The sequence below is a fragment of the Variovorax sp. J31P207 genome (genome assembly GCF_030316965.1).
In the GTDB taxonomy this organism is placed as follows: Bacteria; Pseudomonadota; Gammaproteobacteria; order Burkholderiales; family Burkholderiaceae_C; genus Variovorax; species Variovorax ginsengisoli_B.
In genome coordinates this window covers 1-23,447 of record NZ_JASZYN010000026.1, presented here as the reverse complement: position 1 = coordinate 23,447, position 23,447 = coordinate 1, and the positions used below count along the sequence as shown (strand labels likewise).

The following is a 23,447-nucleotide window of genomic DNA, read 5'->3' as shown; positions in this document are numbered from 1 at the left end:
GTGGGCTGGAAAGGGCGACGCGCTGGCTAGCGCGCGTAGTCGCCGCTGGCTTCGGGCTGGAATGCGATGGCGACGATCTCGGCCGCGCCTTCTTCGCCGCCGGGCATCTGCCAGCGCGCGACCGCGCCGACCTTCAGGCCGAGCAGGGCGCTGCCGACGGGCGACAGCACCGAGATGAAGCCGGCACTGGGCTCCGCGTCGCCGGGAAAGCAGACGGTCAGCGTCTGCCTGCGCCGCGTGTGGATGTCGACCAGTTCGACCTGCGAATACATCGTGACGACGTCCGCGGGAACTTCGCGCGAGCGCGTCACCTCGGCCGCGCCGAGGACGTTGGCGAGCGCGGGCGGCAAATGCCCGTCGAGCAGCTTGCTCAGGCGCGAGAAGTCATGTTCGGTGAGCGTGCGCTCGCCGAGGATGGTTGCATGCATGGGGACGCACTCCAGTCGAATGCGGGCCGCCCGAAGTGACGGGCAGGCACCGCGACGCGCGAGGGGGGTGCCCGGCGGTCGATGGTTGCGCTAAATGGGGGAGGGAAGCGGCCGCCGGGCTTAGGAATGTGCGGGCGTCTGCTGCAGACCCGCCGCGCGCGCAGAAAACGACGGCCGCGCGAGCGCAGCGTGGTTCTGGAAGCGGGCGGGGGCGTGCATGGGCCGAGTGTATCGGGCAGGCACGCAAGGCTCAACCAATGGCCTCACGGTCCTTGCCAGATAGGGGACATCTGATCAGTTGAGGACAGAGCAAAAAACTGCTGACGCAGTTTTCTTGGTCTGTCCCGCAAGGTCTCAGGAGAGGAGATCGCTCAGCGTGCGCGCGACGACCTTGGTGGCGCGCCGCAGGTCTTCGAGCACCACGCGCTCGTCGTTGCGCTTGGCATGCGACTCGAGCACGGTGCGCGGACCGGCGCCGTAGATCACGCCCGGGATGCCGGCTTCGCCGTACAGCCGCACGTCGGTGTAGAGCGGGGTGCCCATCGCCTTGATCGGCTCGCCGAAGAGTTCCTGGCCGTGTTTTTGGATCGCGTCGACCAGCGGCTTGTTGCCGGCCAGCGGCTTCATCGAGTTGGCGAGCAGCATGCGCTTGATGTCGACCGTGATGCCGGGCATCTGCGCGGCGGCATCGGCGATGACCTTGCGGATCGTGGCCTCAACCTCGACCGGGTTCTCCTCGGGGATCATGCGGCGGTCGAGCTTGAAGACCACCTTGCCGGGCACGACGTTGGTGTTGGTGCCGCCCTCGATGCGGCCGACGTTGAGATAAGGGTGCGTGATGCCCTCGACCTTCGAGGTCACCTGCTGGTAGAGCGTGTTCTGCGCATAGAGCGCGTTGAGGATGTGGACCGCGCCCTGCAGCGCATCGACGCCGGTGGTCGGGATGGCCGCATGCGCCATCTTGCCGCGCACCGTGACTTCCATCTGCAGGCAGCCGTTGTGGGCCGTGACCACTTCGTAGCTGAAGCCGGCCGCGATCATCAGGTCCGGCTTGGTGAGGCCTTGTGCGAGCAGCCAGCCCGGGCCCAGGATGCCGCCGAATTCCTCGTCGTAGGTGAAGTGCAGCTCGACGCTGCCCTTGGCTGGCTTGGCGACCGCTTCGAGCGCACGCACCGCGAAAGTGAAGCTCGCGAAGTCGCTCTTGCTCACCGCCGCGGCGCGGCCGTAGAGGCTGCCGCCGTCGATCTCGCCGCCGTAGGGGTCGTGGGTCCAGCCTTCGCCGGGCGGCACGACGTCGCCGTGGGCGTTGAGGGCCACCGTCCGGCCCCCGTTGCCGTACTTGCGCCGCACGATCAGGTTGGTGATCGATTCGAGGCCGTAGTCCTTCACTTCCTGGGCGGGCACGGCATGCTTCTCGGCCTCGAAGCCGAAGGCCTGGATCAGCTCGGCGGTGCGCTCGGCATGCGGCGCGTTGTTGCCGGGCGGGGTGTCGGTGGGCACGCGCACCAGGTCTTGCAGGAAGCGCACTTCCTCGTCGAAATGGGCATCGATCCAGGCGTCGAGTTTGGTGTAGTCGGTCATGTCAGAGGGCCGGTTCGGCGGCGAGGTTGTCGAGCAGCAGCTGGAAAGCTCGTACAGCCAGCTGCATGTCGTCGTTGGTGCTCGATTCGAGCGGGTTGTGGCTGATGCCGGAGTTGATGCCGCGCACGAAGAGCATGGCCTGCGGCATCACCTCGTGCAGCTTCATCGCGTCGTGGCCGGCGCCGCTGGGCATGCGGAAAAGCGGCACGCCGAGCGTGTCGACCGCCCGCTCCCAGCGCCGCTGCCATTCGGGTGCGCTGGGCGCGGCCGCGGCACGCATGGTTTCCTCGAGCGTGTGGCGCACGCTGCGGCGCTCGCAGATGTCCTTCAGCGCCGCCACCACGTCGTTGGCCAGCGCATCGCGCTGTTCGTTGTTCGGCGCCCGCAGGTCGAGGCTGAACTTGCAGCGCCCGGGCACCACGTTGATCGAGCCGTTCGGCACTTCGAGCATGCCGACCGTGGCGACCGAGTCGCCGTCCTTGGCGGCGCGCTGCTCGGCGAACAGGATCAGCTCGGCCACGGCGGCCGCGGCATCGCGGCGGCGGTCCATCGGCGTGGTGCCGGCGTGGCTGGCCATGCCGATGACTTCGCCGACATAGCGCACGCTGCCGTTGATCGAGGTCACGATCCCGAGCGGAAGATCGAGCTCGGTCAGGACCGGCCCCTGCTCGATGTGGACCTCGACGAAGGCCAGGTATTTCGAAGGATCGCGCTGCAGCGCGGGGATGTCTTCGTCCTTCAGGCCCGCATGGCGGCGGGCCTCGCGCATCGTGATGCCGTCGGCGTCCTTCTGGTCGAGCCAGCGGTCGTCGAAGTGGCCGATCAGCGCGCCGGAGCCCAGGAAGGTGGCCTTGTAGCGCTGGCCTTCCTCTTCGGCGAAGCCCACCACCTCGAAGGCGAAAGGCAGGCGGCGGTTCTGCCGCTTGAGCTCGCGCACGCAGGCCATCGGCACGAAGATGCCGAGCCGGCCGTCGTACTTGCCGCCATTGCGTACCGTGTCGTAGTGCGAGCCCGTGAGCAGTGCGCGGGCGCCGGGCGTGGCGCCCTCGTAGCGGCCGACCACGTTGCCGACGGCATCGATCTGCACGCTGTCGAAGCCGGCCTCGCGCATGTCGGCCGCGATCTGCGCGGCGCAGGCGCGGTGCGCGTCGGTGAGGTAGGTGACGGTGAGCTGGCCTTTCTCGGCATAGCCCGGGTCGGTGTGGACCGAGAGCTTCTCGTGCCAATCCCAGACATCGTTGCCGAGCGAGGGCGCGGCATCGAACTTGTCGTCCAGCCGGATCTCGGCGATGCGGTGGATGTTGCGCAGCGCCTCGCCGAGCTCGAAGTCCGGGTGGTGGTGCAGCCGGCGCTCGAAGGTGTCGATGATCTCGCGCTTGGCGAGACCGGTGCCGCGCGGGCCGCGCACCGCGAGGATGAACGGAAAGCCGAACTTGGCGTTGTAGTCGGCGTTGAGCTGCTGGATCTTCGCGAACTCTTCCGGCGTGCAGTCGGTCAGGCCGGCCTTGTTCTGCTCGTTGGTCGATTCCGCCGTGAGGCTCTTGCTGACCATCGCCTTGCCGGCGAGTTCGGGGTGGGCGCGGATCAGGCCGAGCTGCTCTGCGCGCGAGGCATGGGTCACGGCCTGCACCAACGCGTGCTTGAGGTGCGGCAGCGACCGGAACGGCCGCGACACCAGCGATCGCGCCGCGATCCATGGCGAATGCTCGTAGACGCCGTCGAGCAGCGCGACGGCTTCGTCGGCCGATGCCGTGTTGAGTTGGTCGATGGTGAGCGCCATGTCAGTCTCCTTGCGAGGCGGCGTAGGGATGCGTCGCCTTCCAGTGCCGCGCGATGTCGAGCCGGGTACAGACCCAGACCCGGTCGTGGGTGGCGATGTGATCGAGGAAGCGCTGCAGCGCGGTGATGCGTCCGGGTCGGCCGAGCAGCCGGCAGTGCATGCCGACGCTCATCATCTTCGGCGCCTCGTCGCCTTCGGCGTAGAGCGCGTCGAAGCTGTCCTTCATGTACTGGAAGAAGGGGTCGGCGTGCGAGTAGCCCTGCGGCAGCGCGAAGCGCATGTCGTTGCAGTCGAGCGTGTAGGGCACGATGAGCTGCGGCACCACCGCGCCGTCGGTCTTCTGCACTTTCATCCAGAAGGGCAGGTCGTCGCCGTAGTAGTCGCTGTCGTATTCGAAGCCGCCGTAGTCGGCCACCAGGCGGCGCGTGCGCGGGCTGTCGCGGCCGGTGTACCAGCCGAGCGCGCGTTCGCCGGTGAGCTTCTCGATGGCTTCCATGCCGAGGCGCATGTGTTCGCGCTCGGTGGCTTCGTCGAGGTTCTGGTAGTGGATCCAGCGCCAGCCGTGGCAGGCGATCTCGTGGCCCAGTTCCTTGAAGGCCGAGGCCAGCTCGGGGTAGCGCGCGAGCGCCATGCCGACGCCGAACACGGTCAGCGGCAGGCCGCGCTTCTCGAACTCGCGCAGGATGCGCCAGACGCCGGCGCGCGAGCCGTATTCGTAGATCCCTTCCATGCTGATGTGGCGCTCGGGATAGCTCGCGGGATTGAACATCTCGGAGAGGAACTGCTCGCTGCCGGCGTCGCCGTGCAGCACGCAGTTCTCGCCGCCTTCCTCGTAGTTGAGGACGAACTGGACCGCGATGCGGGCCCGGCCGGGCCATTGGGCGTGCGGCGGATTGCGGCCGTAGCCGACCAGGTCGCGGGGATAGGGCAGGGTGGTGTCGTAGACGCTCATGGTGTCATGCCAGTGCGAGTGTGATGTCGTGTGTCGGAACCTTGCGGTCGAAGGTGAGGTTGGCCTCGACGTGCTCGAGGTGCTCGGTCATGAGGCGCACGGCGCGGTCCTCGTCCTTGGCGGCCAGGGCCTTGACGATGTCGGCGTGCTCGTCGTTCGAATGCTCGGCCGCGGTGGCGCTCTGGTACATCAGCGTGATCAGCGCGCAGCGCGAGATCAGCTCGCCGAGGATCTGCGCCAGTACCGTGTTGCCCATCAGCTCGGCCATGCGCACGTGGAAGTCGCCGAGCAGCTCGGTGCGGCCCGAGATGTCCTCGCCCGAGACCGCCGCCTTCTCGAGCGCCACGTGTTCCTTGAGCGCTTTGATCTTGGCCGGCGTGACGCTGCGCACGAAGGCGCGCGTCATCTCGGCCTCGAGCATGCGGCGCACCGCGAACACCTGCCTGGCCTCGTCGACCGCGGGCGCCGCCACGAAGGCCCCGCGCGCGGGTTCGAGGCGGATCAGCTTGTTCTGCGACAGCTGGAACAGCGCCTGCCGCACCAGCGTACGCGAGACGCCGAAGTGGTCGGCCAGCTTCTGTTCGGCCAGCTTGCTGCCGGGCTGCAGCCGGTGCTCCACAATGGCCTTGGTGAGTGCGTCGACGATCGCGCGGGTGGTGGTCGAGTCCATGTTTTTGATGATAGACCCAAAGCCCAGAACTGTATACACTTTTGTCGACCGTAATTTCCCCAATGCATTGAAGGAGCAGATCGATGGGCCTGAGCACTCACGTACTGGACACCATGCACGGCAGCCCCGCCGCCGGCATGGAGGTGGCGCTGTTCACGACCGACGGCACCGGCGAGGACGCCCGCGCCACGCTGGTGCGGCGGTTCACGCTGAACGCCGACGGCCGCAGCGACGGCCCGTTGTATGACAACAGCACTCTGAAGGTCGGCACCTACCGGCTGGTGTTCGATGTCGCGGGCTATTTCAAGGCCCGCGGCGTGACCTTGCCCGAGCCGAATTTTCTCAATCGCGTGGCGCTCGATTTCGGCGTGGCGCGCACCGACCAGCACTATCACGTGCCGCTTTTGGTGAGCCCGTGGAGCTACTCCACCTACCGGGGCTCGTGAGCTACTGCTGGCCTTCGCTCAGGGTATCGAGTTGGAAATGACCGCCTTCGTCCCACAGCCAGGTGTCGGTCCAGGTCACCTTGCCGAGCCGCGTCGCTGCCGGGTAGGGCGCGTCCATGAGCACCGTGCGCTCGATCTCGGCGATCACCTCGGGCGCGTGCGTCGGTGCCCGCATCCAGTGCATCGAGAGCACCCTGCCGTCGGCATCGAGGTTGACCTGCAGCGTGCCCACCGCGTAGAGCAAGGGCGGCAGCTTGCCGCCGTAGATCCGGTCCTTGTTTTTCTCGTAGACGTGGCGGGCGGCGTCCTTGCGGTAGTCGCGCGCGGTGGCGGCGTTCGACGCGCGCGGCTTGCCGCGGCTGTTGTCGCCGGGCTCGGGGCGGGCGCTGCTGAGCTGGCCCGGCACGGCGCCGGTCGGCGCGGTGCTGCAGCCGGCCAGCCAGAGGCTGGCGAGGAGGGCGGCCGCCAGGGCGAGACGGCGCGAAATGGTCTGAAAATGCATCGGCGGGTTTATACCGTGCCCGACCGAGCGCCGCGCAACCGGAGGTATCCCACATGACCGGCGCCGTCGACGAATTGCTGCTTCGCCTGCAGCGCCAGCGCGGCGTGCTGGTGCGCGTCACCTCGACCCAGGGCTCCGCCCCCCGCGAGGCAGGCACCTGGATGGCGGTCTGGCCCGACGGGCTGACGGCCACCATCGGCGGCGGGCAGCTCGAATTCCAGGCCACCGACGAGGCCCGCGCCTGGCTGGCCGGCGGCCCGCCGATCGAGGGTGTGCGGCGCTATCCGCTGGGCCCGAGCCTGGGCCAGTGCTGCGGCGGCGTGGTGTTCCTGTCCTACCAGCTGATCGATGCCGCCGACGCGGCTTCGCTTCAGCCCGAACTGCTGGCGCAGCTGGCGCCGGTGGCGCTGTTCGGCGGCGGCCACGTGGGCGCGGCGCTGGCGCGGCTGCTGGCGACGCTGCCGTTCGCGGTGCGCTGGATCGACAGCCGGGACGGCGTGTTCCCGGCCGAACTGCCGGCGCAGATCGAGACCGAGCATTCCGATCCGGTGCAGCAGGCGGTGGCGCAGCTGGCGCCGGGATCGCGCGTGCTGATCATGAGCTTCAGCCACGCCGAAGACCTGGACATCGTGATCGCCTGCCTCAAGCGGCTGCGCGAGCGCGACGACCTGCCCTACATCGGCCTGATCGGCAGCAAGACCAAGTGGGCGACCTTCAGGCACCGGCTCGAGGCGCGCGGCTTCACGGCCGGCGAGATGGACCGCGTGACCTGCCCGATCGGCGTGCCCGGCATCACCGGGAAGGAGCCCGAGGTGATCGCGGTGGCGGTGGCGGCACAATTGTTGCAGTCGCTTCCGGCTGCATGAGGGGCGCTCAGGGTTTTCCAGCACGCCAAGCGATGCAAAATCCACGAGCCAGCCCCTAAAAGTGTATACACTTCAGTCCACAACAAGCCGCAGCGGAGCGAGATTCCACCCCGGGTCTGCGTTCGCGGCACTTTCTCTGCTTACAGCGCCCGCAGTGGTGAGCAGGTCGGAACACCTCGGTGCCCCCATGCGCCGACAAGGTTGAGAGCAAATGGAAAGCTACTACCTCGACTGGGCCAACCTGCTCCTGCGCTGGGTCCATGTCATCACGGCTGTCGCCTGGATCGGCGCGTCCTTCTACTTCGTGATGCTGGACAACAGCCTCGAGAAGCCCGAAGACCAGGAATCGCTCGACAAGGGCGTCGGCGGCGAGCAGTGGGCGGTGCACGGCGGCGGCTTCTACAACATGCAGAAGTACGCGCTGGCGCCCAAGCGCCTGCCCGACCATCTGCACTGGTCGTACTGGGAGAGCTATTCGACCTGGCTCACGGGCTTTGCGCTGTTCACGATGTCCTATCTGTGGAACGCCAGTACCTACCTGATCGACAAGTCCAAGATGGACTGGCAGCCCGGCGCCGCGATCGGCGTCGCGCTGGCCTTCTTCGTGGTCTTCTGGATGGTCTACGACAGCATCTGCCAGCTGTTCGGCCGGCGCAAGAACGGCGACACCATCGTCGGCGTGCTGGTCGCGGTCTTCATCGCCTTCGCGGCCTGGCTGGCCTGCCAGTGGTTCGCCGGCCGGGCGGCCTTCCTGCTGGTCGGCGCGATGATGGCCACCACCATGAGCGGCAACGTGTTCTTCTGGATCATCCCGGGCCAGCGCAAGAACGTGCAGGCGCTGCGCGAAGGCAAGCCGGTGGATCCGGTGCACGGCCAGCGCGGCAAGCAGCGCAGCGTGCACAACACCTACTTCACGCTGCCGGTGCTGTTCGCGATGCTGAGCAATCACTACAGCTTCACCTATACGCACAAATACAACTGGATCGTGCTGTTGCTGATCATGCTCGGCGGCGCGGCGATCCGGCAGTTCTTCGTGGTGCGCCACCGCTTCAAGCTCGGCAACGCGGGCAACCCGATCCCCTACGCGCTCTTCGGCATCGCGGTGCTGGGCCTGACCATCATCTGGATGAAGCCCGAGCCGGCGGCGGCGACGGCGCCCGGCGCGGCGGTGCAGAAGGTCAGCTTCGGCGATGTGCAGAAAGTGCTCGAGCAACGCTGCTACATGTGCCACGGCGCGCAGGTGCAGATGAAGAACGTGCGCCTCGACACGGCCGACCAGGTCGCGGCGCATGCGCAGGCGGTGTACCAGCAGGTGGTGGTCACCAAGATCATGCCGATGAACAACGCGACCGGCATCACCGACGCCGAGCGGGCCCTGATAGGCAAGTGGTTCGAAGGCGGTGCGAGCACGAAGTAGCATCTTGCGCAGGAGACAAGCAAGACCATGACCCCGACGACCCCCCGGCCGATCCCCGACGCGCATTCGGCCCCGCGTGAATTCCTCGAGCATCTCTACCGCGTGGCGGTCGAGCGGGCGCTGCCGCTGGCCAGCATGGGCGCCTACCTGCCCGCACCGCCCAAGGGCCGCACGCTGGTGCTCGGCGCCGGCAAGGCCGGCGGCTCGATGGCCCAGGCGCTCGAGGCGCTCTGGCCGGCGGACGCTCCGCTTTCCGGCCTGGTGGTCACGCGCTATGGCCACATTCCGCCGCGTCCCGCGGGGCTGGCCTCGCGCATCGAACTGGTCGAGGCCGCGCACCCGGTGCCCGACCAGGCGGGGCTCGACGCCGCCCAGCGCATCCTCGCGCTGACCCAGGGGCTGACGGCCGACGACCTGGTGCTGTGCCTGATCTCGGGCGGCGGCTCCTCACTGCTGACCCTGCCGGCCGAAGGGCTCACGCTGGCCGACAAGCAACGCATCAACACCCAGCTGCTCGAGTCGGGCGCCCACATCGGCGAGATGAACTGCGTGCGCAAGCACCTCTCGCGCATCAAGGGCGGCCGGCTCGCCGCCGCCTGCGCACCGGCGAAGGTCGTGACCCTGACCATCAGCGACGTCCCGGGCGACGACCCGGCCGTGATCGCCAGCGGCCCCACCGTGCCCGATGCGAGCCGCTGCGCCGATGCGCTGGCGATCCTCGACCGCTACCGGATCGAGGTGCCTGCGGCGGTGCGGGCCCGGCTCGAAAGCGGTGCGCTCGAGACCCCGAAGCCGGGCGATGCCGTGTTCGACGGCCACCTGATCCACGTGATCGCGGCCCCGCAGCAATCGCTCGAGGCGGCCGCGGCGGCAGCGCGCGCGGCCGGCATCGAGGCCCATGTCCTGAGCGACGAGATCGAAGGCGAATCGCGCGAGGTCGGCAAGGTGCACGGCGCGCTGGCGCGGTCGGTGTCGCTGCGTGGCGCGCCCTTCGCCAAGCCCTGCGTGATCCTGTCGGGCGGCGAGACCACGGTCACGATCCGGCCGCGGCAACCCGGGAAGGCCAAGGGCCGCGGAGGCCGGGCGGGCGAATTCTGCATGGGTCTGGCGGGCGCGCTGGCCGGCCGCGAGGGCATCTGGGCGCTGGCCGCCGACACCGACGGCATCGACGGCGTCGAGGACAACGCCGGCGCCATCGTCACGCCCGACACGCTGCGCCGGGCCGAGGCGGCGGGCGTCAAGCTGGCCGACCATCTCGACCGCAACGACGCCTACGGCTACTTCGACGCCATCGGGGACCTGCTGGTGACCGGGCCGACCCATACCAACGTCAACGATTTCCGGGCCCTGCTGATCCTTTAGGGCGTGTTCACACGCCCTGTAGCCCGCGGCTGACACGTTCGGCGCGGTCGCTGATGAGAGAATCGGCGACAACGCCGAGCCTCATGAATCCACCCCACGACCTGCGCCCGGCGCCCCGCCCCTTCGAGAGCTGGAAAGTCGAGATCTGGTTGCGGATCCGCCGCCACTTCGCCCTGAAGGTGATCGGCACCACGGCCTTCACCTGGCTGTTCTTCATCGGCTACTTCCATCTGCTGCGCCAGCCCGCGAGTCCGGTCGCGGTAATGCCGCTGACCGCGCTCGACCGGCTGATCCCGTTCCAGCCGCAGGCGCTGGTCGCCTATTTCTCGCTCTGGCTCTACGTGGGCGTCGCGCCCGGCCTGCAGCTCACGTTCAGGGAACTGGTGGTGTATGGGCTCTGGGTTGGAGCCCTGTGCCTGACCGGCCTCGCGGCCTTCTTCTTCTGGCCGACGCAGATCCCGCCGATCACGCTGCCGCCGACCGACTTCCCCGGCTTCGCGATCCTGCAGGGGGTCGACGCGGCCGGCAATGCCTGCCCGTCGATGCACGTGGCCATCGCGATCTACACCGCCATCTGGATCGAGCACATCCTGCGCCAGGCGAGTGCGCCGATGCTCCTGCGGTTGGCCAACGGACTGTGGTTCGCCGCCATCGCCTGGTCGACCGTGGCGATCAAGCAGCATGTGGTGCTCGACGTGGTCGCGGGGGCGGTGCTCGGCATCGTGTTCGTGCTGCCGTCGCTGCGCTGGCGGCCGCGCCCAGCCGCGATTCCGGCCATTTGGAGCGGATATCATGAGGCGACACTGCCCGCGGGCCGGTTCGGCGGCCGAGCCAGGAGGAGCTGAGACTCGTGGGCCGACATCCACAACAATCGCCGTCTGCCAGGGAGACGGCCAGAAATGACGACGGACACCGCACGATGAGTTCGCTGAAGGAATTGCAGGACCTGATCCACGAGAAGTACGGCATCGAGGCGTCCGCGCTGGACCCGGAGGCCTCGATGCGCGAGAAGGGTTTCGATTCGCTGGCGCTGGTCGAGTTCGTGTTCGCGATCGAGGACCATTTCGGCATCACGATGCCCGACGACGACCCGAACATCGACACGCTGGCCCGGCTGGCCGCAGTGGTCGACGAGGTCAGGGCGAAGCAGACCGCGTGAACGCAGTCGCCGTCACCGGCCTGGGGGTCGTGGCTCCCCACGGCGACGATCCCGGCAACCTGTTCGATGCCCTGCTGCGCGGCGATTCGGCGCTCCAACCGGTCTTTCCCGAACTGCCCAAGCCTGCGGTCGCGGCCCGGGCCGCCTTCGACGAATCGCGCTGGTTCACCAAGCTGCAGCTCGCCGGCGTCGACCGTGTGAGCCAGCTCGCCGTGGCCGCGGCCGACCTGGCCATGCGGGATGCCGGCGCCGTCGGCGCGCTCGATCCCGAGCGCATCGGCGTGTTCGCCGGCTGCGGCATGGGCGGTGCTGCGGCGCTCGAGGCCGCCTACCGTGGTGGCGGGCGCGTGCCGCCCTTGACCATCCCGGCCTTCATGCCCAACGCGCCGGCCTCGCACGTGGCGATGCGCCAGGGCGCGCAGGGCCCGGTGCTGACCTACTCGGTGGCCTGCGCCTCGTCCTCGGTGGCGATCGCCGAGGCGGCCAAGGCGGTGCAGCGCGGCGATGTCGACGTCGCGATCGCCGGCGGCAGCGAGGCGCTGATCGTGCCCGGCGTCGTGCTCGCCTGGCAGGCGATGCAGACCCTGGCCAGCGTCAAGCCCGGCGAAGAGGCGCGCGCGGTGCGGCCCTTCGCCAGCGACCGCAGCGGCTTCGCGCTCGGCGAGGGCGCCGCCTTCCTGGTGCTCGAATCGGCCGAGCGGGCGCGGCGGCGTGGCGCACGGAGTTATGCCCGGCTGGCGGGCTGGGGCCTCAGCTGCGACGCCACGCACCTGACCAAGCCGGACGCCCCCGGCCAGGCGCGCGCGCTGCGCCAGGCACTGCGCCTGGCCGGCCTGCAGCCCCGCGACGTCGGCTACTGCAATGCCCATGGCACCGCCACCCGCATCGGCGACGTGGTCGAGCGTGAAGCCCTGGCCGACGTCTGGGGCGACGACCTCGACCGCCTGCGCGTGAGTTCGACCAAGGCGCTGCATGGGCACCTGCTCGGTGCCGCCGGCGCGCTGGAGGCCGTGGCCACGGTACTGGCGCTGCATCGGCGCGCGCTGCCGCCGAACATGCACGGCGCCGCGGTCGATCCGGCCTGCGCCCTGAACCTGGTGGCGCCCGACGACACGGCGGCGCCCGACCTGCACGCCGCCATCAGCAATTCATTCGCCTTCGGCGGCACGAATTCGGTGCTCCTGTTCTGCCGTGGCTGAGGGCTAAACTGCTTTTTCACATCGCTTGGGATTCGACGACATGAACAGACGCTTCGCTGCCCTGGCCGCACTGGCCCTTCCGCTGCTGATCTCGGCCTGCGCCAGCGTCGGCGGGCCGACGGTCAGGATCGACGTCGATCCGGGCGCCGATTTCTCGCGCGTGCGCACCTACAGCTGGGTGGCCCGGCCCGACGGCGGAACGCCGCTGATGCAGCAGCGCATCGTCGACGGCATCGATTCGAGGCTGCAGGCCAAGGGCTGGAAGCTGGCGCCGAATGGCGACATCCATGTGTCGGCGCACGTGTCGTCGACCGAGAAGGAAAGCCAGAGCGCCTACTACTCCCGCGTGGGCTACGTGGGCTGGGGCGGCTTCGGGCCATCGGCGCCCAACACGGCAGCGCCCACCGACACCTATGAAGTCGGCACGCTGGTGGTCGAGATGGTCAATGCGCAGAGCAAGCGCTCGGCGTGGCGCGCCACCGCGAGCGGCACCTTGCACGACGACCCGGCGAAGATGAATGCGCTGCTGCAGGCCGCGCTAGACAAGATGTTCGCGGGATTCCCCCCGAAATAAGCCCACCCCCGAATGCGGCTCACTGCGTGTAGCCGCCTCCCCTCGAGGGGGCGCACCCAGCGGCCCGGCAAAGCCGGTTCCGCGGGTGCTCTCGACCTGAGTCCCGACCGCCGGATGGCTAGTGGTTGTCTCTGGGGATGCCGAAGGTGGCGTGAATCTTCTGGTACTTCACGGCCGGCTTCAGCACCATGCCCTGCGACAGCTCGTCGACGATGCCGCGCTGGATCTCCTGCCAGGGCGTCTGGCTCGGCGGGAAGGGGTAGCCGCCGGCGGCGGCCAGCTCGGCGCGCCGCTTGTCGAGTTCCTCGTCGGACACCAGCATGTTGGCGGTGCGCTTCTTGAGGTCGATGCGCACGCGGTCGCCGGTGCGCACCAGCGCCAGTCCGCCGCCGGTCGCGGCCTCGGGCGAGGCGTTGAGGATCGACGGCGAGCCGGATGTGCCGGACTGCCGGCCGTCGCCGATGCAGGGCAGGGCGGTGATGCCTTTCTTGATCAGGTAGGACGGCGCCCGCATGTTGACCACCTCGGCCGCGCCGGGATAGCCGACCGGGCCGACGCCGCGCATGAACAGCACGCTGTGCGGGCCGATCTTCATTTTCGGATCGTCGATGCGGTGGTGGTAGTCCTCGGGGCCGTCGAAGACCACGGCCGTGCCCTCGAAGGCCATCGGGTCCTTCGGGTCCTCGAGGTAGCGGTCGTGGAACTCGGGCGTGATCACGCTGGTCTTCATGATCGCCGAGTCGAACAGGTTGCCCTTGAGGTTCAGGAAGCCGGCGTTCTTCTTCATCGGCTTGGCATAGGGCCAGATCACCTCGCGGTCGCTGGTGAACTTGCCCTCGCAGTTCTCGATCAGCGTCTTGCCGTTGGCCGTGAGGGCCGGCTTGATCTTGCCCTTGGCGATCAGCTCGGCGACCACCGCGGGCACGCCGCCGGCGCGGTAGTAGTCCTCGCCGAGGTACTCGCCGGCGGGCTGCAGGTTGACGATCAGCGGGATCTTGTAGCCGATCTTCTCCCAGTCGTCGGGCGTGAGTTCGACGCCGATGTGGCGCGCGATCGCGATCAGGTGCACCGGCGCGTTGGTCGAGCCGCCGAGCGCGGAATTGACCACGATCGCGTTCTCGAAGGCCTCGCGGGTCAGGATGTCGGAGGGCTTCAGGTTCTCGCGCACCATCTCGACGATGCGCTTGCCGGTCATGTAGGCCATCTCCTGGCGGTCGCGGTAGGGCGCGGGAATCGCGGCGCTGCCCGGCAGCGTCATGCCGAGCGCCTCGGCCAGCGAGTTCATCGTCGACGCCGTACCCATGGTGTTGCAATGGCCGGTCGACGGTGCCGACGATGCCACCAGCTTGAGGAATTCCTGGTAGCCGATCTCGCCGGCCGCCATCATCTCGCGCGCGCGCCAGACGATGGTGCCCGAACCGGTGCGGTCGCCCTTGTACCAGCCGTTGAGCATCGGCCCCGAGTTGAGCGCGATCGCCGGGATGTCGACCGTGGCCGCCGCCATCAGCTGGGCGGGGGTGGTCTTGTCGCAGCCGGTGGTGAGCACCACGCCGTCGATCGGATAGCCGTAGAGCACCTCGACCAGCGACAGGTACTGCAGGTTGCGGTCGAGCGCCGCGGTCGGCCGCTTGCAGGTCTCCTGGATCGGGTGGATCGGGAACTCGAAGGCGATGCCGCCGGCGTCGCGGATGCCTTCGCGGGTGCGTTCGGCCAGCACGAGGTGGTGCCGGTTGCAGGGCGCGATGTCGGAGCCGGTCTGGGCGATGCCGATGATCGGCCGGCCCGACTGCAGCTCGTCGAAGCCGAGCCCGAAGTTCATGGTGCGCTCGAGATAGAGCGCCGTCATGTCGGCGTTGGCCGGGTTGTCGAACCAGGCCTGCGAGCGCAGCGCGAGGGGCTTCGGCTTCGTGGCCGGGTTCTTTTTCTTCGTGGGGCTTTTCATCAGGACATTCCCTTCAAGGTCTGGTCTGCGTTCGGCAGCGCCGCGCAGTCGTCGATGTACTGCCGGACGATATCGGCAAAGTTCTCGTGCGGCAGCAGGCCCAGGCGCGCGGCCCGTGCGGCGCTGGCGCCGCCCGGCCAGTTGGCCACGATGCCGGCGATGCGCTCGTCGCGCTCGAAGCGCACCAGCGCGCGCACCTTCGGGCCGGCCACCGCCTCGAGGGCGTCGAGCATGTCGGCCACGCGCACGTTGAGTGCCGGCAGGTTGAGCGCCGTGCGGCCGCAGAAGGCCTCGCGCGTGGCTTCGTAGACCGCGATCAGGCCGTCGACGGTGCGGGTCGGCGAGGACATGGGATGCGACACCTCGGGTGAGACCGGGCAGATCGATTCGACCCCCGCCAGCGGCTCGCGGATGATGCCGCTGAAGAAGGAGGAGGCGGCGCCATTGGGCCGGCCGGGCCGCACGGTGACGGTCATGAGGCGCGCCGCGCGGCCGTCGACGTAGCCCTTGCGGGTGTAGTCGGCCACGAGGTGCTCGCAGATCAGCTTCTGGGTGCCGTAGGAGGTCTGCGGCGCCGGCAGCGTGTCGTCGGCCACGAGCTTGGGCAGGGGCACCGCCGGGTCGGGCCCGAACACCGCCACCGAACTCGAGAACACCAGCCGCGCGACCTTGCCGCCGCCGTTGACGTGGGCCCGCAGCGCATCGAGCAGGGCCCGGGTGCTGTCGAGGTTGGAGCGCAGGCCGAGGTCGAAGTCGAGCTCGCATTCGCCCGACACGGCCGAGGCCAGGTGGAAGATGCCGTCGAAGGGCTCCTCGCGCAGCGCCTCGGTGTGGGTCAGCAGCGGGCCGGTGCGGGCCTCGACCCGGGCGTCGGCAAGCAGGTCGGCAGGCGGGGGCGCGATGTCGGTCAGGACCATGCGCTCGATGCGCTGGCCGTCCAGGGTACCGCGGGCGAGCAGGGCGCGGGCGAGCCGGGCCCCCACGAAGCCCCCGCCGCCGGTGATCATCAGTTTCATTTCGGTCTCCTTCAGTGCTTTGCTTGTCGATCGGGTGCGGGCGCCGGGCGCGCGGCGCGTGCGACCCGGGCGGCGGCCTGGCGACGCCGGCCATCGATGATGCCGCCTTCGACCAGCCGCTGCTCGCCGCGGATCAGGTGTTCGTTGGCATGCAGCCGGGCGGCCACCGGATCGTGGGCCGCGATGGCTTCGAAGATGGCGCGGTGCTCGCTCTGGACCGCGTTCATGAAATCGGCCCGCCGGGCCTCGTTGCCGCGCGTGATGCGCATGCCTTCGCGCAGGTACTGTTCGAGGAAGCCGAGCAGCAGCCGGAACTGCGGATTGCCGGTCGATTCGCCGATCACGCGGTGGAAGGCCAGGTCTTCGGCCACGCCGTCGCGGCCCTCGGCCACCGCGGTGTCGATGGCCGCGAGGGCGCGGCGCAGTGCCGCGATCTGGCTGCGCGTGGCGCGCTCGGCGGCCAGCGCGGCGATCTCGCCTTCGAGGACGCGGCGCACTTCGACCACGTGCACCACGGCCTGCACCGAGGTCAGCACGGCCGGGTCGAAGGCCAGTGCCTGGTTCTCCGGCGGCGGCGCGACGAACACGCCGGAGCCCTGGCGCGACTGCACCAGCGCCCTGGACTTGAGCTGGTGGACCGCCTCGCGCACCACGGTGCGAGAGACGCCGTGGGCGGTGGCCAGCTGCTGCTCGGTCGGCAGCCGGTCGCCGGCCTTCAGCGCGCCGCTGTCGATCTGCGCGCCCAGCAGCGCCGCCAACCGGTCCGACAGCCGGTCGACGACCAGCGGCTGGGGTTGGGGAGAGGCGGAAAGCCGCACGGCGGAGGATGAGGAAAAGGCGGTTATCAGGTCATCATACAAATATTGCACGGGTTAATGCCTAACGGTTTGCCCTGATGCGCGGCCGGTCCGCGATGCCAATACTGCGCGCTTGCGGCGTGGAGTCCTCCATGGCCCGATGTCGACTCGCGACCTTTCAGGACTTCAGTGCATGGCCAGTGTCACGATCCAGTCAGTCAAGAAGAACTTCGGTGATGTCGCCATCCTGCATGGCGTGGACATCGACATCCAGGACGGCTCGTTCACCGTGCTGGTCGGCCCGTCCGGCTGCGGCAAGTCGACCTTGCTGCGCATGATCGCCGGGCTCGAGGAGATCAACGGCGGCGAGATCCGCATCGGGGACAAGCGGGTCAACGACCTGCCGCCCAAGGAGCGCGACATCGCGATGGTGTTCCAGAACTACGCGCTATATCCGCACATGACGGTGCGCGAGAACATGGCTTTCGCGCTGGCGCTCGCCAAGATGGACAAGCCGACCATCGAGGCCAAGGTCAAGCGCGCGGCCGAGATCCTGGCGCTGGCGCCGCTGCTCGAGCGCTATCCGCGCCAGCTCTCGGGCGGGCAGCGGCAGCGGGTCGCGATGGGACGGGCCATCGTGCGCGATCCGCAGGTGTTCCTGTTCGACGAGCCGCTGTCCAACCTCGACGCCAAGCTGCGGGTGGCGATGCGCAGCGAGATCAAGGAATTGCACCAGCGCCTGAAGACCACCTCGATCTACGTCACGCACGACCAGATCGAGGCCATGACCATGGGCGACAAGATCGTCGTGATGCGCGACGGCCGGATCGAGCAGACCGGCAGCCCGCTCGAGCTCTACGACCATCCGGCGAACCAGTTCGTGGCCGGCTTCATCGGCTCGCCGTCGATGAACTTCCTGCCCGGCACCCTGCGCCGCGGCGGCGGTGCGGCCCGGGTCGAGCTGGCCGACGGCACCCAGCTCGACGCGCCGCTGGCCGCCGGCGGCGTCGACGGCCAGCCCGTGATCTACGGCACCCGGCCCGAGCACCTGACCCTGGCCGACGGCGGCGGCATCCCGGCGCGCGTCGCGGTGATGGAGCCGACCGGCATGGACACCTTCGTGGCCTGCCGCCATGAAGGCGTGGAACTGTCGGCGGTGTTCCGTGAGCGCCACGATTTCGCGCCCGGCACCATCATCCACCTGCAGCCCGATCTTCAGCGGGCCCACCTCTTCGATGCCGCCAATGGCCAACGCCTGGTCGCGTGAGACCTCGCGGGACAGACCCAGAAACTGCGAAGCAGTTTTTGCTAGTGAGATTTTTTCGGCCGTTCAACAACAGGAGACATGAATGAGTGATTTCAATCGCCGCAAGATTCTGAAGAGTTCGGCCGGCCTCGCGGCCGCAGCCTCGCTCGGCGTCGGCACCGCGATCTTCTCGCCGCTCGCGAATGCGCAGACCCTGGCCTTCAAGCCCGAGAAGGGCGCCAAGCTGCGGGTGCTGCGCTGGAGCCGGTTCGTGCAGGGAGACATCGACGCCTACATGGCGAACGTCAAGCGCTTCAGCGAGGCCACCGGCATCGAGGTGCGGGTCGACAACGAGGGCTGGGAAGACGTGCGGCCCAAGGCGGCGGTGGCGGCCAACACCGGCGCCGGGCCGGACATCATCCTGTCGACCAACGACGACGCCAACCTCTACCCGGACAAGCTGCTCGACGTCACCGACCTGGCGGAATACCTGGGCAAGAAATACGGCGGCTGGTACCCCGCGGGCGAGCTCTTCATGCGGCCCGACGGCAAGAAGTGGATCGGGCTGCCGCTCGGGGCCTCGGGCTCGCTCATCGTCTACCGCGAGAGCATGGTCAAGGCGGCCGGCTTCGACAAGTTCCCGACCAACAACGAAGACTTCCTCAAGCTCTACAAGGCGCTGAAGGAGAAGGGCACGCCGGGCGGCATGGCGCTGGGCAACGCGACCGGCGACAGCACCTGGACCAACTGGCTGATCTGGTCTTTCGGCGGCAAGCTGGTCGACAAGAACAACAAGGTGGTCCTCGACAGCCCCGAGACGCTGAAGGCGCTGGAGTACGCCAAGGAGCTCTACGCCAACTTCATCCCGGGCACCCTGTCGTGGCTCGATCCGAACAACAACAAGGCCTTTCTCGACGGCCAGATCAGCGTCACGAACAACGGCATCTCGATTTACTACGCGGCCAAGAACTCGCCCGATCCGAAGGTCAAGGAGATGGCGTCGGACATCAACCATGCGGTGTTCCCGGTCGGGCCGGTGGGCGTGCCGACCGAGTCGCACCTGTTCTTCAACCAGATGATCATGAAGTACACCAAGTACCCGCAGGCCTCGAAGGAGTTCCTGCGCTTCATGATGGAGCGGCCGCAGTTCGACGACTGGCTGCAGGGCGCCGGCGGCTACGTGGCGCAGCCGCTGAAGGCCTACGAGGCCAATCCGATCTGGACCTCCGACCCGAAGAACACGCCCTACCGCGACTCGGTCAAGAACCTGCGGCCGGCCGGCTTCGAGGGCAAGCTGGGCTACGCATCGGCCGGCGCGGCGGCGGACTTCATCATCCCGAACATGGTGGCCGAGGCGGCCAGCGGGTCGAAGACGCCGAAGGAAGCGGCCGAGCGCGCGCAAAAGCGCGCCGAGCGCTACTACAAGGTCTGAGGAAGAACCGCTGCCCATGACCACGCGACTGGCCAGGTTCCAGAACAGCCGCAACGCCCTCGGCTTCATGTTCATGTTGCCGGCGGCGGTGCTGCTGCTGCTGTTCCTGACCTATCCGCTCGGGCTGGGCACCTGGCTCGGCTTCACCGACGCCAAGGTGGGCCGGCCGGGCGAGTGGATCGGGCTCGAGAACTACATCTTCCTGTGGGGCGACGCGGTCACTCGGCTGGCGCTCTTCAACACGCTCTTCTACACGGTGGTGGCGAGCGTGTTCAAGTTCCTGCTCGGTCTTTGGCTGGCGGTGCTGCTGAACAAGAACATCCGCTTCAAGACCTTTTTCCGGGCCGTGATCCTGCTGCCCTACATCGTGCCGACCGCGCTGTCGGCGATCGCCTTCTGGTGGATCTACGACTCGCAGTTCTCGATCATCAGCTGGGGGCTCATGAAGCTCGGTCTGATCGATCACTACATCGACTTTCTCGGCGATCCGTGGAATGCACGCTTCGCGGTGATTGCGGCCAATGTGTGGCGCGGCGTGCCCTTCGTGGCGATCACGCTGCTGGCCGGGCTGCAGACGATCTCGCCCTCGTACTACGAAGCCTCGGCGATCGACGGCGCAACACCGTGGCAGCAGTTCCGCCACGTCACGCTGCCGCTGCTGACGCCGATCATCGCGGTGGTGATGACCTTCTCGGTGCTGTTCACCTTCACCGATTTCCAGCTGATCTACGTGATCACGCGCGGCGGCCCCTTGAACGCCACGCACCTGATGGCGACGCTGTCGTTCCAGCGCGCGATCTCGGGCGGCGCGCTGGGCGAGGGCGCGGCGATTGCGATCGCGATGGTGCCCTTCCTCCTGGGCTGCATCATGTTCAGCTACTTCGGACTGCAACGCAGGGCCTGGCAAAAATGAGCAAATCCGGCCAGATCGATGTCGTCGGGATGAGCTATCTCGATACCGTGCCGCGCAAGGCGGTCACGGTGTACCTGCCGCTGGTGGTGTTCCTGATCGTGCTGCTGTTTCCGTTCTACTGGATGGCGATCACGGCGGTGAAGCCCGAGGTCGAATTGCTGTCGCGCGAGGGCAATCCGTTCTGGGTCATCACGCCGACGCTCGCGCACTTCCACAAGCTGCTGTTCGAGACCGCCTATCCGCAATGGCTGTGGAACACGGTGCTGGTGTCGGTGGTGTCGACCTTCGGCTCTCTCGTGGTGTCGGTGCTGGCGGCCTACGCGATCGAGCGGCTGCGCTTCAAGGGCGCGCGCCAGACCGGGCTGGCGATCTTCCTGGCCTACCTGGTTCCGCCGTCGATCCTGTTCATTCCGCTGGCCAACGTGGTCTTCAATCTCGGGCTGTTCGACACCCGCTGGGCGCTGGTCCTGACCTACCCGACTTTCCTGATCCCGTTCTGCACCTGGCTCCTGATGGGCTACTTCCGGTCGATCCCGGCCGAGCTCGAGGAGTGCGCGCTGATCGACGGTGCCAATCGTTGGCAGATCCTGGTCAAGATCGTGCTGCCGCTGGCGGTGCCGGGGCTGATCTCGGCCGGCATCTTCGCCTTCACGCTGTCGTGGAACGAGTTCATCTACGCGCTGACTTTCGTCTCGTCGTCGGAGATCAAGACGCTGCCGGTGGGTGTCGTCACGGAACTGGTGCAGGGCGACGTCTACCAGTGGGGGCCTTTGATGGCCGGCGCGCTGCTGGGCTCGCTGCCGGTGGCCTTCATCTACTCGTTCTTCGTCGAGTACTACGTGTCGGGGTTGACCGGGTCGGTCAAGGAGTGAGGGCCCTCGCGGCTCAGCGAAAAAACTCGCTCGGCGGCAGTCCGAACTGGCGCCTGAACATGGTCGCGAACGCGCTCGGGCTGTCGTAGCCCAGCGCCAGCGCGACGTCGAGCACCTTGTCGCCGGTGGCGAGGCGTTCGAGCCCGTGCAGCAGCCGCGCCTGCTGGCGCCATTTGCCGAAGGTCATGCCGGTCTCGCGCGCGAACAGGCGCTGCAGGGTCTTGGCGTCTACCGCCAGGCGGCGGGCCCAGTCGCCGAGAGTCGCGCCATCGTGCGGCGCGGCCAGCAGGTGCGAGCAGATTTGCTTCAAACGTGGATCGACCGGCTGCGGCAGGTGCAGCGGCAGCACCGGCAGCGCGTGCAGTTCGTCGAGCAGCAGGCGCATCAGGCGGCCGTCGCGCGAGTTCGGGACGTAGTCCGGCGGGACTTCGACGGCGGCCTGGATCAGTTCGCGCAGCAGCGCAGAGATGCCGACCGCGCGGGATTGGTCGGGCAGGTGCGGCGCCGCTTCCGGGCGAACATAGATGCTGCGCATGCGCACTTCGCCGATGCAGCGGATGGCGTGCAGCCAGCCGGCCGGCATCCAGATGCCGCGGGTCGGCGGCACGATCCAGCGGCCCTCGCCGGCACTCACCACCATGACGCCGTGCACCGCGTAGATCAACTGGCTCTTGGCATGGGCATGCGGCGCGATCAGATGGCCGGCCGGGTAGTCGGCGGCCTTGCAACTGACGGGCGCCGGGTTGCGGTCGACCTGGGACAGGAATTCGGGATTCGGCGACTGGGGAAGGGCAGGCATGGCGATGTCTTTTTCGCGAAGATCGCCGACCGAACGGCGTGCGACAGGCCTTCATCGTATCGCTACGATCCGTTCCCTGTTCCTGTCCCCGCGCCCTGCGCGCACGTTCTTCCCATGACTTCGACCGCCGTCACCCGCGTTTCCGCCGCCTCCGGCCCATCGCCATCGAACGGGGTCGCCTTCGGCGTGCTCGGCGCGATCAGCGCCTCGCACCTGATCAACGACATGATGCAGTCGCTGATCCTGGCGATGTACCCGGTGCTCAAGGGCGACTTCCAACTGAGCTTCGGCCAGATCGGCCTGATCACGCTGACCTACCAGTTGACCGCGTCGCTGTTCCAGCCGCTGGTCGGGCTCTACACGGACCGCAAGCCGATGCCCTATTCGCTGCCGGTCGGCATGGGCTTCACGCTGGCCGGACTGGTGCTGCTGGCCTTCGCGCCGAGCTTCGCGGTGCTGCTGCTGGCGGCGGCGCTGGTGGGCACCGGTTCGTCGATCTTCCATCCGGAGTCCTCGCGCGTGGCGCGCATGGCCTCGGGCGGACGGCATGGCCTGGCGCAGTCGCTGTTCCAGGTCGGCGGCAACACCGGCAGCGCGCTCGGGCCGCTGGTGGCGGCGGCGGTGATCGTTCCCTTCGGCCAGCGCAGCGTGGCCTGGTTCGGACTGGCGGCGCTGCTGGGCATCGTGCTGCTGACGCAGGTGAGCCGCTGGTACGGTGCGCATCACGCGGCCGCCAGCGCGCGCGCCGCACGCCGGCCGGTGGCCCCGCCGCTGCCGCGCGGCAAGGTGCTGGGCGCGATCGGCGTGCTGTTGCTGCTGATCTTCTCGAAGTACTTCTACATCGCCGGGCTCAGCAGCTTCTACACCTTCTACCTGATCGAGCGCTTCGGGCTCTCGGTGCAGAGTTCGCAGTACCACCTGTTCGTCTTTCTCTTCGCCTCGGCGCTGGGCACGCTGGCCGGTGGCCCGATCGGCGACCGCTTCGGGCGCAAGCCGGTGATCTGGGCCTCGATCCTCGGCGTGGCGCCGTTCGCGCTGCTGCTGCCGCATGCCGACCTGTTCTGGACCACGACGCTGACGATCCTGATCGGGCTGATCCTCTCGTCGGCGTTCTCGGCGATCCTGGTCTATGCGCAGGAACTGATCCCGGGCAAGGTCGGCATGGTGTCGGGCCTGTTCTTCGGTTTCGCCTTCGGCATGGGCGGGTTGGGCGCGGCGCTGCTCGGGCTGCTGGCGGACCACACGAGCATCGACTATGTGTACCGGGTGATTGCCTATCTGCCGCTGCTGGGGGTTGTGGCGGTGCTGCTGCCGAATATCGAACGGGGTGGGAAGGGGGCTGTTTGAGTCTGGCTCGGGATCTGGATACCGGTGCTGCCGGGGCGGCGATGGCGGGCGGTATGCCCTGGACCGGCCGACGTCACCGGCCGCTTCGCGGCTGCCCTGCGCTGCTCGCGGTACGCGGGGTCCGCGCAAACTCGCTTCGCTCAAACA

The 23,447-nt window shown here is 68.2% G+C and carries 23 protein-coding genes; 13 read left to right on the top strand and 10 right to left on the bottom strand.

The window, feature by feature from the left end; genetic code table 11:
- Nucleotides 1-26: 26 nt before the first annotated feature.
- The 5 genes from QTI68_RS39055 to QTI68_RS39035 all read right to left on the bottom strand — a co-directional run bounded on the left by QTI68_RS39055 (nt 27) and on the right by QTI68_RS39035 (nt 5,411).
- The gene (locus QTI68_RS39055) at nt 27-428 is read right to left on the bottom strand and encodes a GreA/GreB family elongation factor (RefSeq protein WP_286529688.1); all 402 of its coding nucleotides are present in this window, start codon (nt 426-428) and stop codon (nt 27-29) included.
- Between the two features lie 354 nt (nt 429-782).
- A complete protein-coding gene (locus QTI68_RS39050) occupies nt 783-2,009 on the bottom strand; it encodes a M20 family metallopeptidase (RefSeq protein ID WP_286529687.1) in 1,227 nt (408 codons plus the stop codon).
- Nucleotide 2,010: 1 nt separating this feature from the next.
- Nucleotides 2,011-3,789: a 2-oxo-4-hydroxy-4-carboxy-5-ureidoimidazoline decarboxylase gene (uraD, locus tag QTI68_RS39045; protein ID WP_286529686.1), complete on the bottom strand. Its 1,779-nt coding sequence runs from the start codon at nt 3,787-3,789 to the stop codon at nt 2,011-2,013.
- Between the two features lies 1 nt (nt 3,790).
- Complete coding sequence (puuE, locus tag QTI68_RS39040) at nt 3,791-4,741, bottom strand: allantoinase PuuE (protein ID WP_286529685.1); 951 nt, start codon at nt 4,739-4,741, stop codon at nt 3,791-3,793.
- A gap of 4 nt (nt 4,742-4,745) precedes the next feature.
- On the bottom strand, nt 4,746-5,411 hold the full coding sequence (locus QTI68_RS39035) for a GntR family transcriptional regulator (protein WP_286529684.1): 666 nt from the start codon (nt 5,409-5,411) through the stop codon (nt 4,746-4,748).
- Between the two features lie 83 nt (nt 5,412-5,494).
- Between QTI68_RS39035 and uraH the strand changes: the two genes are divergently transcribed.
- The gene (gene uraH, locus QTI68_RS39030; protein ID WP_286529683.1) at nt 5,495-5,857 is read left to right on the top strand and encodes a hydroxyisourate hydrolase; all 363 of its coding nucleotides are present in this window, start codon (nt 5,495-5,497) and stop codon (nt 5,855-5,857) included.
- Between the two features lies 1 nt (nt 5,858).
- Here the strand turns inward: uraH and QTI68_RS39025 are convergent, their stop codons facing one another.
- Nucleotides 5,859-6,359, bottom strand: a complete 501-nt coding sequence (locus tag QTI68_RS39025; RefSeq protein ID WP_286529682.1) for a hypothetical protein — start codon at nt 6,357-6,359, stop codon at nt 5,859-5,861.
- Nucleotides 6,360-6,412: 53 nt separating this feature from the next.
- Between QTI68_RS39025 and xdhC the strand changes: the two genes are divergently transcribed.
- The 7 genes from xdhC to QTI68_RS38990 all read left to right on the top strand — a co-directional run bounded on the left by xdhC (nt 6,413) and on the right by QTI68_RS38990 (nt 12,936).
- Nucleotides 6,413-7,225 carry a xanthine dehydrogenase accessory protein XdhC gene (gene xdhC / locus QTI68_RS39020; protein ID WP_286529681.1) on the top strand — a complete coding sequence of 271 codons (813 nt, stop codon included), beginning with the start codon at nt 6,413-6,415 and terminating at the stop codon, nt 7,223-7,225.
- Nucleotides 7,226-7,436: 211 nt separating this feature from the next.
- The gene (locus tag QTI68_RS39015; protein WP_286529680.1) at nt 7,437-8,642 is read left to right on the top strand and encodes a urate hydroxylase PuuD; all 1,206 of its coding nucleotides are present in this window, start codon (nt 7,437-7,439) and stop codon (nt 8,640-8,642) included.
- A gap of 27 nt (nt 8,643-8,669) precedes the next feature.
- The gene (locus QTI68_RS39010) at nt 8,670-10,004 is read left to right on the top strand and encodes a glycerate kinase type-2 family protein (protein WP_286529679.1); all 1,335 of its coding nucleotides are present in this window, start codon (nt 8,670-8,672) and stop codon (nt 10,002-10,004) included.
- Nucleotides 10,005-10,087: 83 nt separating this feature from the next.
- Nucleotides 10,088-10,849 (top strand): phosphatase PAP2 family protein, encoded by a 762-nt coding sequence (locus QTI68_RS39005; protein WP_286529678.1) that lies wholly within the window; start codon nt 10,088-10,090, stop codon nt 10,847-10,849.
- 74 nt (nt 10,850-10,923) lie between these two features.
- On the top strand, nt 10,924-11,163 hold the full coding sequence (locus QTI68_RS39000) for an acyl carrier protein (protein ID WP_286529677.1): 240 nt from the start codon (nt 10,924-10,926) through the stop codon (nt 11,161-11,163).
- The gene (locus tag QTI68_RS38995; RefSeq protein ID WP_286529676.1) at nt 11,160-12,362 is read left to right on the top strand and encodes a beta-ketoacyl-[acyl-carrier-protein] synthase family protein; all 1,203 of its coding nucleotides are present in this window, start codon (nt 11,160-11,162) and stop codon (nt 12,360-12,362) included. The genes QTI68_RS39000 and QTI68_RS38995 overlap by 4 nt, the downstream gene beginning before the upstream one ends.
- 40 nt (nt 12,363-12,402) lie before the next feature.
- Nucleotides 12,403-12,936, top strand: coding sequence for a DUF4136 domain-containing protein (locus QTI68_RS38990; protein WP_286529675.1), 534 nt, complete (start codon nt 12,403-12,405; stop codon nt 12,934-12,936).
- 118 nt (nt 12,937-13,054) lie between these two features.
- Here the strand turns inward: QTI68_RS38990 and QTI68_RS38985 are convergent, their stop codons facing one another.
- From QTI68_RS38985 to QTI68_RS38975, 3 genes are read right to left on the bottom strand one after another with little or no spacing between them, the layout of a single operon-like run.
- Nucleotides 13,055-14,878, bottom strand: a complete 1,824-nt coding sequence (locus tag QTI68_RS38985) for an IlvD/Edd family dehydratase (RefSeq protein WP_286529674.1) — start codon at nt 14,876-14,878, stop codon at nt 13,055-13,057.
- Complete coding sequence (denD, locus tag QTI68_RS38980) at nt 14,878-15,894, bottom strand: D-erythronate dehydrogenase (RefSeq protein WP_286529673.1); 1,017 nt, start codon at nt 15,892-15,894, stop codon at nt 14,878-14,880. The genes QTI68_RS38985 and denD overlap by 1 nt, the downstream gene beginning before the upstream one ends.
- Nucleotides 15,895-15,905: 11 nt before the next feature.
- Nucleotides 15,906-16,712: a FadR/GntR family transcriptional regulator gene (locus QTI68_RS38975; protein WP_286529672.1), complete on the bottom strand. Its 807-nt coding sequence runs from the start codon at nt 16,710-16,712 to the stop codon at nt 15,906-15,908.
- A 172-nt stretch (nt 16,713-16,884) separates the two neighbouring features.
- Here QTI68_RS38975 and QTI68_RS38970 point away from each other — a divergent pair, with 172 nt between their 5' ends.
- The 4 genes from QTI68_RS38970 (at nt 16,885) to QTI68_RS38955 (ending at nt 21,154) form a co-directional block, all read left to right on the top strand.
- Nucleotides 16,885-17,958 (top strand): ABC transporter ATP-binding protein, encoded by a 1,074-nt coding sequence (locus QTI68_RS38970; protein WP_286529671.1) that lies wholly within the window; start codon nt 16,885-16,887, stop codon nt 17,956-17,958.
- An 82-nt stretch (nt 17,959-18,040) separates the two neighbouring features.
- Nucleotides 18,041-19,369 (top strand): ABC transporter substrate-binding protein, encoded by a 1,329-nt coding sequence (locus QTI68_RS38965; protein WP_286529670.1) that lies wholly within the window; start codon nt 18,041-18,043, stop codon nt 19,367-19,369.
- A gap of 16 nt (nt 19,370-19,385) precedes the next feature.
- Nucleotides 19,386-20,282: a carbohydrate ABC transporter permease gene (locus QTI68_RS38960; RefSeq protein ID WP_286529669.1), complete on the top strand. Its 897-nt coding sequence runs from the start codon at nt 19,386-19,388 to the stop codon at nt 20,280-20,282.
- Nucleotides 20,279-21,154: a carbohydrate ABC transporter permease gene (locus tag QTI68_RS38955; RefSeq protein ID WP_503011808.1), complete on the top strand. Its 876-nt coding sequence runs from the start codon at nt 20,279-20,281 to the stop codon at nt 21,152-21,154. The genes QTI68_RS38960 and QTI68_RS38955 overlap by 4 nt, the downstream gene beginning before the upstream one ends.
- Before the next feature lie 13 nt (nt 21,155-21,167).
- Here QTI68_RS38955 and QTI68_RS38950 read toward each other — a convergent pair whose 3' ends face one another.
- Nucleotides 21,168-21,953 carry an AraC family transcriptional regulator gene (locus QTI68_RS38950; RefSeq protein ID WP_286529668.1) on the bottom strand — a complete coding sequence of 262 codons (786 nt, stop codon included), beginning with the start codon at nt 21,951-21,953 and terminating at the stop codon, nt 21,168-21,170.
- Between the two features lie 114 nt (nt 21,954-22,067).
- Here QTI68_RS38950 and QTI68_RS38945 point away from each other — a divergent pair, with 114 nt between their 5' ends.
- Nucleotides 22,068-23,300, top strand: coding sequence for an MFS transporter (locus QTI68_RS38945; RefSeq protein WP_286529667.1), 1,233 nt, complete (start codon nt 22,068-22,070; stop codon nt 23,298-23,300).
- The last annotated feature ends 147 nt before the right edge of the window (nt 23,301-23,447 follow it).

What these genes read in the sequence shown, in the direction of transcription:
- QTI68_RS38950 (WP_286529668.1), bottom strand. Translation starts at nt 21,953, where the DNA reads ATGCCTGCCCTTCCCCAGTCGCCGAATCCCGAATTCCTGTCCCAGGTC.
- QTI68_RS38955 (WP_503011808.1), top strand. Translation starts at nt 20,279, where the DNA reads ATGAGCAAATCCGGCCAGATCGATGTCGTCGGGATGAGCTATCTCGAT.
- QTI68_RS39035 (WP_286529684.1), bottom strand. Translation starts at nt 5,411, where the DNA reads ATGGACTCGACCACCACCCGCGCGATCGTCGACGCACTCACCAAGGCC.
- uraH (WP_286529683.1), top strand. Translation starts at nt 5,495, where the DNA reads ATGGGCCTGAGCACTCACGTACTGGACACCATGCACGGCAGCCCCGCC.
- QTI68_RS38985 (WP_286529674.1), bottom strand. Translation starts at nt 14,878, where the DNA reads ATGAAAAGCCCCACGAAGAAAAAGAACCCGGCCACGAAGCCGAAGCCC.
- QTI68_RS38970 (WP_286529671.1), top strand. Translation starts at nt 16,885, where the DNA reads ATGGCCAGTGTCACGATCCAGTCAGTCAAGAAGAACTTCGGTGATGTC.
- QTI68_RS39000 (WP_286529677.1), top strand. Translation starts at nt 10,924, where the DNA reads ATGAGTTCGCTGAAGGAATTGCAGGACCTGATCCACGAGAAGTACGGC.
- QTI68_RS39055 (WP_286529688.1), bottom strand. Translation starts at nt 428, where the DNA reads ATGCATGCAACCATCCTCGGCGAGCGCACGCTCACCGAACATGACTTC.
- xdhC (WP_286529681.1), top strand. Translation starts at nt 6,413, where the DNA reads ATGACCGGCGCCGTCGACGAATTGCTGCTTCGCCTGCAGCGCCAGCGC.
- QTI68_RS38965 (WP_286529670.1), top strand. Translation starts at nt 18,041, where the DNA reads ATGAGTGATTTCAATCGCCGCAAGATTCTGAAGAGTTCGGCCGGCCTC.
- QTI68_RS38945 (WP_286529667.1), top strand. Translation starts at nt 22,068, where the DNA reads ATGACTTCGACCGCCGTCACCCGCGTTTCCGCCGCCTCCGGCCCATCG.
- QTI68_RS38960 (WP_286529669.1), top strand. Translation starts at nt 19,386, where the DNA reads ATGACCACGCGACTGGCCAGGTTCCAGAACAGCCGCAACGCCCTCGGC.
- uraD (WP_286529686.1), bottom strand. Translation starts at nt 3,789, where the DNA reads ATGGCGCTCACCATCGACCAACTCAACACGGCATCGGCCGACGAAGCC.
- QTI68_RS39010 (WP_286529679.1), top strand. Translation starts at nt 8,670, where the DNA reads ATGACCCCGACGACCCCCCGGCCGATCCCCGACGCGCATTCGGCCCCG.
- QTI68_RS39025 (WP_286529682.1), bottom strand. Translation starts at nt 6,359, where the DNA reads ATGCATTTTCAGACCATTTCGCGCCGTCTCGCCCTGGCGGCCGCCCTC.
- denD (WP_286529673.1), bottom strand. Translation starts at nt 15,894, where the DNA reads ATGAAACTGATGATCACCGGCGGCGGGGGCTTCGTGGGGGCCCGGCTC.
- QTI68_RS39005 (WP_286529678.1), top strand. Translation starts at nt 10,088, where the DNA reads ATGAATCCACCCCACGACCTGCGCCCGGCGCCCCGCCCCTTCGAGAGC.
- QTI68_RS38990 (WP_286529675.1), top strand. Translation starts at nt 12,403, where the DNA reads ATGAACAGACGCTTCGCTGCCCTGGCCGCACTGGCCCTTCCGCTGCTG.
- QTI68_RS39015 (WP_286529680.1), top strand. Translation starts at nt 7,437, where the DNA reads ATGGAAAGCTACTACCTCGACTGGGCCAACCTGCTCCTGCGCTGGGTC.
- puuE (WP_286529685.1), bottom strand. Translation starts at nt 4,741, where the DNA reads ATGAGCGTCTACGACACCACCCTGCCCTATCCCCGCGACCTGGTCGGC.
- QTI68_RS39050 (WP_286529687.1), bottom strand. Translation starts at nt 2,009, where the DNA reads ATGACCGACTACACCAAACTCGACGCCTGGATCGATGCCCATTTCGAC.